Origin of the sequence: Aeromonas sp. A600620, assembly GCF_029479985.1 — a bacterium.
GTDB lineage: Bacteria > Pseudomonadota > Gammaproteobacteria > Enterobacterales > Aeromonadaceae > Aeromonas > Aeromonas veronii_A.
This window is the reverse complement of the sequence record NZ_JAAKXB010000023.1, coordinates 22,596-33,022: the sequence shown is the minus strand read 5'-3', so window position 1 is coordinate 33,022 and position 10,427 is coordinate 22,596. Positions and strand designations below refer to the sequence as shown.

Sequence of the window (10,427 nt, the reverse complement as noted above, 5' to 3'; positions counted from 1 at the left end):
GGGTGGAGCAGCTCGGTAGCTCGTCGGGCTCATAACCCGAAGGTCGTCGGTTCAAATCCGGCCCCCGCAACCAACTTCCTGATAGTTTTCTTCTTTTCCCCCTCATTACATTGAATATATCTCCATCGGGTATGCAACCGATGGCGATTAATGCTGTTTCCTGCGCTTTTTCAAGACCATAACTGGTCGTCTCGACCATTTGTTAGGTATCATCAGATATCTCTTCATGGATGAGGCACGCGCCTGTGATCACTCCTTTTACCTATCTTCCTCCTGCTATTGAAAGCCGGGATGCCACGCTGACCGAGACCCTTTCACAGGGCTTGCCATTGCAACTGCTGCTGATCGCCGAAGAGCAAAAGGAGGCATTGCTGTCGCTACCGGCCCTGTCGGGGATCAACACCCAGTTGGCGCTTGGGCAAAAAGCACCTTTCACCCTGATGCATGGTTCCACCCTGTTGCTGGTCATATTGGTGACCGGCAATGTGACGCGGGATCACCGTCTTTATAAGCAGGTCAGAGGTTGGATAGCCCCGCTCTCCGGGCTCAAGGTAGAGCGGCTCGGGCTGCATCTGGAGGGGTTCTCCCCCTCAGAGCGGGTGATGCTGGCTGAATTGATGTTGTCGGCTCTGTTGGCCGCCAATCTACCGTTGCCGACCAGCAAAAGCCGTAGCGAAAGTGGCTGGAACTATCAGCATGTGTCGGTCTCTCCTGCTGTAGTGCTGGATCTCGCTCGTATCTACAGCGAAGCAGGGGGCAATGGGCTGGCTCGTCATTTGGCGGTGTTACCCGCCTCGGAGCTGACTGCGGCCAGCTATCGCGAGTTCGTCAGCCAGCTGGCTCAGGATGAAGGTTGGCAGTGCCATCACTACGATCAGGCGCAGCTGGCCGAGCTGGGAGCGGGGGCTTTTTTGGCGGTAGCCCGCGGTTCGGAAGATAATCAGGGGGCCATGGTCAAGCTCAGCTACTACCCGTCCAAGCCGGTACGCCGCATTGCGTTGGTGGGCAAGGGGATCTGCCATGACTCAGGTGGCTATAACCTCAAGGTTTCCGGCAGCATGTATGGCATGCATCTCGATATGGGGGGCAGTGCGGTGGCGTTGGGTACCCTTTATGCCATCAGTCGGGCTCAGCTGCCCTATGAGGTTCACTGCTGGTTGGCGATTGCCGAGAATCATATCGGTCCCCAGGCTTATCGTCCGGGTGAAGTGGTGACAGCGATGAATGGTCTCACCATCGAAGTGGTGGATACCGATGCGGAGGGACGAATGGTGCTGGCCGATACTCTGACGATGGCGGCGCAGGATACCCCGGATCTGCTGATCGATTATGCGACTCTGACCGGCGCTTGCAAGCGGGCACTGGGCAGTCGCTATAGCGGCGTCTTTACCAATCGCCACGAATGGCTGGCATCGCTGGTCAAGCTGGGTCAGCACAGCGGTGAACGAGTCTGGCCCTTTCCGCTCGATGAGGATTACGATGAAAATATCGAGAGCGAGTGGGCCGATCTGTTGCAGTGTGCACCAGGCAGTTCGCCGGATCACATTGATGCGGCCCGCTTTCTTGCCCATTTTATCCCCGAGCAGACGCCCTGGCTGCACTTCGACCTGAGCGGTTTTCGCAACAAGGGGGGCAATGGGGTGGTCTCCAGCGAAGTGACCGGCTTTGGTGTGCGGCTCACGCTGGATCTGCTGGCTGGCCCACTCGGTCGAGTGGGGCACTCAGCTTCCGAATAATCTGACTGATAAAAGGATTTCTGTGAAACAACCAAGCTATGACTGGGTGCTGTTCGATCTGGATGAAACCCTGCTCGATTTCCCGGTCGCCGAGGCACTGGTGCAAACTCTGCAGATCTATGGTGTGGAGGCCGATGACGCCAGCATGGCGCAGTATCATGCTATCAACCATGAGCTCTGGCAGCAGTACAACGATGGCGAGATCGATGCGACAGTGCTACAGCAGACCCGCTTCTCCCTCTTTGCCCAGCAAGTTGCCGCCGACCCCATGGCGATGAACAATACCTTTCTGGAGCAAATCATTGCCCTTAGCATGCCCCTCGAAGGGGTGGTCGAGACCCTGCAGCAATTGCGCAGCAAGGTGCGGATGGGGATCATCACCAATGGTTTCAGCGTCCCCCAACGTGGCAGACTTGGAAAACTGGGCTGGAGCGAGTGGTTCGAGCCCCTGGTGATCTCTGACGAGATCCGGGTGACCAAGCCGGCGCCGGCTATTTTCCAGCACACCCTCTCCCTGATGGGGAAGCCGGATCCGGCCAGAGTGCTAATGGTGGGGGACAATCCGAAAACTGATATTGCCGGGGCTGCGTCACAGGGATTGGCCACCTGCTGGTATAACCCGAGGCGGCACTCGGGGGAATGCGATGCGACCCACGAGATCCACCACTTCGCCCATCTTGCCGACATTGTGCTGGGATGCTGACGGGCAGAGGTAACCCATCATGTCATCGGTGGCCAAATCGTCTTGGCAAGTCGCAACAAGGGTAGTTTGAGACAAGATAGGGTTTGCTTGAGACGGCAAGGGGAGCGGATGCTCCCCTTGCTCATTGGGTGTTTTGTTATGGTTGCAGTGATCTGAACTGGTAGCGGTCGAGGATCTGCTGATAGTCGGGGCTCTGTTTCAACTGATGGATGGCCTGATTGATCCGGTGCAGTTGCGCCTCTGTGGTGCTCTCTTTGCTCAGCATCAGGTGTACTGGTGTCTGCTCGAGCGGCAGCTGGATCTTGAATTCGGAAAGTATATCTCCATCATGACTCAACCCCTGCATCCCGTGGGGGTCTAGCACGAGCCCCTGAACTCGCCCAGCCCGTAGCATCTTCAACAGCTGATCCAGCCTCAGGCGTATCTGCAGGCGTGGTTGCATTTCGGGTTCGGTCATCAGCTGGCGAAAGGCATTGCCGTAATCAAAATTCTTGAGGACACCAATATTGAAGTCAGCTCGTTCGCGCAGCGATGCCAGCGAGGTAATGTCGCGCCAGCGTTGCTCATCCTGCCGGCGGATAATAATAACGGCCTGCTCTTCCCGGTAGGGATGGGTGAATCGCGCATATTGTTGTCGTTCGGTGGTGATATTGGCAGACATGGCAAGTTGTACCGTGCCAAAACGCAGTTCATGAAGCACCCTAGACCAAGGCATTTCGCTGAATCTGGCCTGATAACCGGCTCGCTGGAAGATGGCGTGGACCAGCTCAACGTCCAGCCCCCGCAACTGTTGCTGCTTATCGCGAAAACTGAAGGGTTGCCACTCTGTCCAGCCTACAACCAGGGGCTCTTGTGCTATTGCTTGGCAGCATAAACACCATATCAGCAAGACTCTGTACACACCTTATCCCCCCGGATCGGCTGATAGGGTTGAGTATTGGACAGGAATGACGGACTAACCAGTAGAGAAGAGGGGTGAGTGGATGCACTGATGTGCATCCCTCACAGTTCGTGGGCGTGGAATCCCTTGCGATAACGGGTTTCACAGCGCGGGCAGCGTTGCAGGGTCGGATCCTGTTCCAGCTGTTCGATGGAAAGCGGCTCTTCACAATCGGAGCAGAGGCCATAGAGGCCGAGATCCATCTGGCAGAGTGCCGCATCGATCCGCTTGAGGCGAGCCACGCTCTGCTCAACCTTCGGCAGATCCAGCTGGCTGGTCAGTTCCACCAGTTGATCCTGCTCGCAGTGACCGACCTGTTCGGCCCACTCGTCACGGCGGCAAGCTTTAAGCTGACCGATCAGCGTTTCTCTTACTTGGGCCCAGTCTGACAGCAGGCGATTACGCCAGACAGTCAACTGTGCTTGCGTCATTTCACACACATTATCCCCCACAGGACAGACGACAGATTCGGGGCAGTATAGGGATCCGATAACTTTATCAAGATGATATGCGTCAAGTTAAACGTGGTTAGCTGTGGCTTTTGGCTGCTTGCAGCAGGGCATCGCGGATCGGATCCGTCTCTTTGAGCACCCGGATCTCCTGAAACAGCAGGTCCGCTTCGGGATATTCCCGCTTGAGATAGCTGAACCACTGTTTGATGCGGCTGGGGTAGTAGTCGGCTTTTTCGCTGTCCAGATCCTGCTCGGTATAGCTCACCATCAACTGCAGCACCTCGGCCCAGCTCATGTGCGGGCAGCCGGTTTTCATCACGTTGGCCAGATTGGGCAGGGAGATGGCGCCGCGCCCGACCATCAGGGCATCGCAACCCGAGACCCTGGCGCAGGCGAGGGCATCTTTGTGATCCCAAATCTCGCCGTTGGCGGTGACGGGGATGGGCAGGGCGCGGCGAATGGCATCCACATACTCCCAATGGGCGGGGGCCTTGTAGCCTTCGCGCTTGGTGCGGGCATGAACGGCCAGCTCGTTGGCGCCCCCCTGGAGGACCGCCTGAGCGTTCTCCAGATAGAGATCCTTGTCGTCGTAACCGAGGCGAATTTTGGCGCTCACCGGCAGATGGGCAGGCACCGCCTCGCGCACCGCCTTGACGATGCGGTAGATGGTCTCGGGCTCTTTGAGCAGCACCGCACCGCCCTTGCTCTTGTTGACCGTAGGGGCGGGACAGCCGAAGTTGAGATCGACGCCGGGGGAGCCCAGCTCGATGGCGCGCACGGCGTTCTCGGCCAGCCACTCGGGGTGTTGCCCCAGCAGTTGCACCCGCACCGGGGTGCCTGCGCGGGTTTTGCCATCTTGCAGCAGTTCAGGGCAGAGGCGGTAGAACACCTTGGCGGGGAGCAGCTGATCGACGACCCGGATAAACTCGCTCACGCAGAGATCGTAATCATTGACGGAGGTGAGTACCTCCCGCATCAGGTGATCCAGTACCCCCTGCATGGGGGCCAAAATAACGCGCATAACGGCTTTCCGACGAGAGTGGGGAGAAAAAAGAGGGCAGATTGTAGTGGGGTTGCGGCCCGCTGTCAGCACCCGCTCAAACTCTGTTAGGCTAGAGGGAGATAAATCACGCAAGGAGAAGGAATGAAGCGTTGGTGTCTGATGGCGCTCGGGTGGCTGGCATTTGCCACCGGTATTGTGGGCATTGTGCTGCCGCTCTTGCCGACTACCCCCTTCATGTTGCTGGCAGCCGCCCTGTTTGCCCGCTCATCGCCCCGTTTTCATCGCTGGTTGCTGACCCATCCCTGGTTTGGCCCGCCCATCGTGGATTGGCAGCAGTATCGCGGCATTCGTCGTCAGGCCAGACGGCGCGCCATTATCTTCATTTTGCTCACCTTTTCGGTGTCACTGGCGGTGGTGCCACTGCTGTGGGTCAAGGGGTTGCTGGTTGTCATAATGGTGATCCTGCTCACCTGGTTAATGCGTCTGCCAGTGCTGGAGCCAGTTGCAATGGTGAAGTGAAGTCCCTAAGCTATTGCAGCAATAATGCTATGGAGTCGGCCTGTCATTTTTGCGTGACAGGCTTTTTTATTTCCCGCAGAAGGGAATTGAGAAAAAATGGCCACCCCTGGGTCAAAAAAATAAGCGGTCAACACATGAATCCGGAAACCCTGAAATTTATCGAAGCAAGCATCAAGACCATTCCCGACTATCCGAAGCCGGGCATTCTGTTTCGTGACATCACCAGCCTGATCGAGAACGCCGAGGCCTTCAAGGCCACCATCGATCTGCTCGCCAATCATTATCGTGATCAAGGGATCACCAAGATTGTTGGCACCGAAGCCCGCGGCTTCATCTTTGGTGCACCGGTCGCTTTCGCCATGGGACTGGGCTTCGTGCCGGTCCGCAAGCCGGGCAAGCTGCCGCGCGAAGTGATCGAGGAGTCCTATGCCCTCGAGTACGGCACCGACACCCTGCAACTGCACACCGATGCCATCGTGCCCGGTGACAAGGTGCTGGTCGTGGACGATCTGCTGGCGACCGGCGGTACCGTCGATGCGACCGTCAAGCTGATCCGCCGTGCCGGTGGTGAAGTGGCCGATGCGGCCTTCATCATCTCCCTGCCGTCTCTGGGCGGCGATGCCCGCCTGACTGCCGCTGGCATCAAGGTGGTCTCACTGGTCGAGCTGGCCGGCGAGTAAAGCCTCTTCGGCCCGATCCTCTGCATCGGGCCTGCATTGAACCGGTGCCCTGCGGGCATCGGTTTGAAAATCAAGCGATCCCTCCCGCTCTCACCGATAGCCGATACAGCCAGCCCGCCATTTGTGTTAGCATCCGGCCTCAATGCCCTGTCTTCCCTGCATGATGGATTTATGAGCTATCAGGTTCTGGCGCGTAAATGGCGCCCCCATACGTTTGAACAAGTGGTAGGCCAGCAACATGTGCTGACCGCCTTGACCAACGCCCTGGATCAGGGACGGCTGCATCACGCCTATCTGCTGAGCGGTACCCGCGGGGTCGGCAAGACCACCATCGCCCGTATTCTGGCCAAGAGCCTCAACTGCGAACAGGGGATCAGCAGCCACCCATGCGGCGTCTGTGATACCTGCCGCGAGATCGATCAGGGCAACTTTGTCGACCTGCTGGAGATTGACGCGGCGTCCCGCACCAAGGTGGAAGATACCCGCGAGCTGCTCGACAACGTGCAGTACCGTCCGGCCCGCGGCCGCTTCAAGGTCTACCTCATCGATGAAGTGCACATGTTGTCGCGCCACAGCTTCAACGCGTTGCTGAAAACCCTGGAAGAGCCGCCCCCCTATGTGAAGTTTCTGCTGGCCACCACGGATCCGCAGAAGTTGCCCATTACCATTCTCTCGCGCTGCCTGCAGTTTCATCTGAAGAGTCTGGATCAGACCCAGATCGCCAAGCAGCTCGAATGGGTGCTGGATCAGGAGGGGCAGCCCTTTGAACCGCGTGCGCTGCTGGCCCTGGCCAAAGCCGCTGACGGCAGTATGCGCGATGCCCTGAGCTTGACCGATCAGGCGCTGGCCCACGGCAATGGTAGCGTGCGCCTCGACAGCGTGCTGGCGATGCTGGGCACGCTCGATCACCGCCATCTGCACCAGCTGCTGGAAGCCATTTTGCGGCAAGATGCGCCAGCGACCATGGCCAAGATCACCGAGATCGCCACCCTGGGCCCCGATTTTGATCAGCTCCACGCCGAGCTGGAAGGCTTGCTCCATCGCATCGCCATGGCGCAGCTGCTGCCTGCCAGTGTGCAGGAGCAGGGGGCGGATGCCGATTCCCTGCTGCAACTGGCCAAGGCGATGAGCCCGGAAGAGGTGCAGCTCTGCTACCAGATCGTGCTGGGTGGCCGTAAAGATCTGCCCTGGGCCCCCGATGGCCGCACTGCGCTGGAGATGACCTGCCTGCGGATGCTCGCCTTCTCCCCAAGGTGTGATGCCCTGCATCCGGCCAGCCTCACCGCGTTGCCCCCGTCAATGACGAGCGGTGCGGCGAGCAGCGCTACTTCGGTTGCCTCTTTGCCGGGAAAGCGCCCGGCCGCTGAATCGGCCGCACTGGCACCGATCAGCGGCGCCGTGCCTGCACCGCTAGCCAGCCCTGTTGCTACCAGTGCCGTGCCCGCGGTTGATGTCTTCCTGCCTTCGATGGTGGATGACATCGGCAACCCCGCCGATAGCGAGGAGGAGGCACAAGCCGCCGAGCTGTTCAGCCAGCAGGATGAACTGCTGCGTGAAGCCGCAGGCATGGGGTATCAACCCGAGCCCGCGTTACCCCATGTGCAGCCCGATGTGTCTGCGCACTCGGTTGCACAGCCCGCAGATGCGGATGATCGAGCGTCTGCCGCAGCCGATACCGACTATTCCCGTGGCGAGCCGCTGACCGCCCCCTTCGAGCCCGCGCTCGCAGCGACAGCAACGCCTGTTGCCGCTGCTGAACCGGTATCAGCGGTATCGAGCATGCAGAGTCTGCTTGGCAAGCGAAATATGCTGCGCAGCCGCCAGCGAGGTCAGGATGCCCCGGCGGCGCCTGCGCCGCGCGCAGTACCAGTTGCGCCAGCTCGCCCTGTCGCGCCCGCTGCTGCACCGGTCGTCTCGCAACAGCCAGCTCCGGTCGGCCAACCGGCCGGGCAGGGGATGGCGGCGATGGGTCACTATGATGATCTGCCGCCGGTGGATTTCTATGGCGATGGCTACGAGCCACAGGGTGACAACGGGGAATACGAAGAGTACCTCAATCAGGGCTTTGCCGAGCAGGCTCCAGCAATGAGTCACGCCCCCGTCACGGCACCGGCCCAGCCAACCGATCTGCCACCCTGGGATCTCGACGGGCAGCCGAGCTATCGACCCGGTGAGCGCAGCGCTGCGGCGCCAGCGGTGACGTCCACCCCAGCGACCCAGCCGCCCGTTGCAAGCACGGCGGTGGCTGCTGCCCCTGTGACGCAGGATGAACCCCCTCAACCAGTGATGGAGACCATCGACTGGGATGAGCTCGAAAGCGACAGCGAGCCGCAAGAGGGGGAGGCGACCCGTCTGATTCCCTCCTCGCTGCTCAATGGTTGCGGCGACCCTTGGGCCGAGTTGATCGCTCACACTCAGGTGGGAGGGCGGCTGCGCCAGCTGGCCATCAACTCGGTGATGACGCGGGAAGGGGACAAGGTACTGCTAACCCTCAAGCCCGAGCAGCGCCATCTGGTGAGCGACAAGGCGCGCGCCGATCTGGCCGAGATCATCGGGCCAGCGCTGGGTCAACCGGTGCAGGTCGAGGTAACGCTCGGTGTGGTGCCTGACAAGGAGACCCCCCTCGAGATCGAGCATCGCCTCTATCTCGGGGTGCGCGAGCAGGTGACCCGGGATCTGGAGCAGGATCCCAACGTGCAGTTTTTAGTTCAGCGGTTTGGTGCCGTGCTCCATCACGAGAGCATCGAGCCCCTCAACCGCTAAATTCCGTGGCCGGGAGCTTGCTTCCGGTTGAAAAGCAGTTTGGCTGTCCCCATCTAGGACAGACAAGCCCACAGCCCGGCGCTGGATGCCGGATTTCAAGACGAGAGACGACATATGTTTGGTAAAGGTGGAATGGGGAACCTGATGAAACAGGCCCAACAGATGCAAGAGCGTATGCAGAAGGCGCAGGAGCAGCTGGCTCAGATGGAAGTGACCGGTGAAGCCGGTGCAGGCATGGTCAAGGTCACCATGACCGGTAGTCACAGCGTCCGTCGCATCGAGATCGACCCCTCCCTGATGGAAGATGACAAGGAGCTGCTGGAAGATCTGGTTGCCGCCGCTTGCAACGATGCCGTGCGCCGTGTGGAAGAGCAGAACAAGGCCAAGATGGGCGAGCTGACCGGTGGCATGCAACTGCCGCCAGGCTTCAAGATGCCCTTCTAAGGCGACTCTCCCCGCGCATTCTTGCTCCCTTGTCGCTGGCCATTCGGGTCACGGCAAGGGGGACGGCCGAGAGACCCAAAGACGCAGCGTTATTGCTCAGGCGATACGCTGCGTTTTTTTATGGGCGCCATGCTGGCGTGGGCGGGCTCTAACTGAGAGGTTGCCACAGCGAAGGCCGATTACGCCATGAAACGCAGCGCCTTGTATAGGCGGCACTATTTGTCGATACCCGCTATCGGATATCCCGGTTTGGCGTGGCCGGGCGGGAGCGGCATAATGGCGGCTTGCCGTATTGAGGAGATTGTATGAAATATATCGGAGCCCACGTCAGTGCGGCCGGCGGGGTGGAGAATACCATCGCCCGCGCCCAGGCCATCGGGGCCAACGCGTTTGCCCTCTTTACCAAGAATCAACGTCAGTGGCAGGCGGCCCCCTTGTCGGATGCCACCATTCGTGCCTTCAAGGCGGCCTGTGACAAGGCCGGTTTTCTGCCGGAGCAGATCTTGCCCCACGACAGTTACCTCATCAATCTGGGCCACCCGGATCCCGATGGTCTGGCCAAATCCCGCGATGCGTTTCTCGACGAGATGAAACGCTGCGAGCAACTGGGGCTCTGTTATCTGAACTTCCACCCCGGTAGCCATCTCAAGCAGATCCCAGAGGCGGCCAGCCTCAAGCTGGTGAGCGAGTCCATCAACTGGGCGTTGGAGCGCAGTGAAGGGGTGACGGCGGTGATTGAGAATACCGCAGGGCAAGGGACCAACCTCGGCTGGTCGTTCGAGCACCTAGCCACCATCATCGAGGGAGTGGAGGACAAGAGCCGGGTCGGGATCTGTTTCGATACCTGCCACGCCTTTGCCGCCGGCTACGATCTGCGCACTGCAGAGAGCTGCGCTGCTGTCTTTGCCGAGTTCGATCGCACGGTGGGTTTTCATTATCTCAAGGGGATGCATATCAACGGCGCCAAGTGCACCTTCGGCAGCCGGGTCGATCGCCACCACAGCTTGCGGGAGGGCAATCTGGGAGAGGCGGTATTCCACCACATCATGAATGATGAGCGCTTCGATCGCATTCCGCTGATCCTCGAGACCATAGACGAGTCTATTTGGGGCGAGGAGATCAGCTGGTTGCGCAGTCTGGCGAAGTGATACTCAGAAGCGGATCAAAGAGAGGGAGCCGTGGCTCCC

11 protein-coding genes are annotated in these 10,427 nt (G+C 59.6%); 7 read left to right on the top strand and 4 right to left on the bottom strand.

All coding sequences use genetic code 11. From position 1 onward, the window contains the following. Positions 1 to 199: hypothetical protein (locus G5533_RS20050; protein WP_421207280.1), on the bottom strand; the 199-nt coding region annotated here is incomplete at its 3' end. Positions 200 to 245: 46 nt separating this feature from the next. On the opposite strand from G5533_RS20050, the gene G5533_RS20045 reads away from it, so the two are divergent. Both G5533_RS20045 and yjjG read left to right on the top strand, forming a co-directional pair. Continuing rightward, positions 246 to 1,736, top strand: coding sequence for a M17 family metallopeptidase (locus tag G5533_RS20045; protein WP_227342736.1), 1,491 nt, complete (start codon positions 246 to 248; stop codon positions 1,734 to 1,736). 22 nt (positions 1,737 to 1,758) lie between these two features. Beyond that, positions 1,759 to 2,439, top strand: coding sequence for a pyrimidine 5'-nucleotidase (gene yjjG, locus G5533_RS20040; RefSeq protein WP_216953489.1), 681 nt, complete (start codon positions 1,759 to 1,761; stop codon positions 2,437 to 2,439). A 136-nt stretch (positions 2,440 to 2,575) separates the two neighbouring features. On the opposite strand, the gene G5533_RS20035 is transcribed toward yjjG, so the two are convergent. From G5533_RS20035 to dusC, 3 genes are all read right to left on the bottom strand, one after another. Then, positions 2,576 to 3,283, bottom strand: a complete 708-nt coding sequence (locus G5533_RS20035; protein ID WP_227343044.1) for a substrate-binding periplasmic protein — start codon at positions 3,281 to 3,283, stop codon at positions 2,576 to 2,578. A 158-nt stretch (positions 3,284 to 3,441) separates the two neighbouring features. Continuing rightward, positions 3,442 to 3,810, bottom strand: coding sequence for a TraR/DksA family transcriptional regulator (locus G5533_RS20030; protein ID WP_227342738.1), 369 nt, complete (start codon positions 3,808 to 3,810; stop codon positions 3,442 to 3,444). A gap of 97 nt (positions 3,811 to 3,907) precedes the next feature. Further along, complete coding sequence (gene dusC, locus G5533_RS20025; protein ID WP_441255241.1) at positions 3,908 to 4,852, bottom strand: tRNA dihydrouridine(16) synthase DusC; 945 nt, start codon at positions 4,850 to 4,852, stop codon at positions 3,908 to 3,910. A 123-nt stretch (positions 4,853 to 4,975) separates the two neighbouring features. Between dusC and G5533_RS20020 the strand changes: the two genes are divergently transcribed. The 5 genes from G5533_RS20020 (at position 4,976) to nfo (ending at position 10,388) form a co-directional block, all read left to right on the top strand. Beyond that, a complete protein-coding gene (locus G5533_RS20020; protein ID WP_005352406.1) occupies positions 4,976 to 5,353 on the top strand; it encodes a YbaN family protein in 378 nt (125 codons plus the stop codon). Between the two features lie 134 nt (positions 5,354 to 5,487). After that, entirely contained in the window at positions 5,488 to 6,033 is a 546-nt protein-coding gene (gene apt, locus G5533_RS20015) for an adenine phosphoribosyltransferase (protein ID WP_005333447.1), read from the top strand. Between the two features lie 171 nt (positions 6,034 to 6,204). Next, entirely contained in the window at positions 6,205 to 8,796 is a 2,592-nt protein-coding gene (gene dnaX / locus G5533_RS20010) for a DNA polymerase III subunit gamma/tau (protein ID WP_421255859.1), read from the top strand. 114 nt (positions 8,797 to 8,910) lie between these two features. Further along, positions 8,911 to 9,240, top strand: coding sequence for a YbaB/EbfC family nucleoid-associated protein (locus tag G5533_RS20005; protein WP_005333445.1), 330 nt, complete (start codon positions 8,911 to 8,913; stop codon positions 9,238 to 9,240). A gap of 305 nt (positions 9,241 to 9,545) precedes the next feature. Continuing rightward, positions 9,546 to 10,388 (top strand): deoxyribonuclease IV, encoded by an 843-nt coding sequence (nfo, locus tag G5533_RS20000; protein ID WP_005352396.1) that lies wholly within the window; start codon positions 9,546 to 9,548, stop codon positions 10,386 to 10,388. The last annotated feature ends 39 nt before the right edge of the window (positions 10,389 to 10,427 follow it).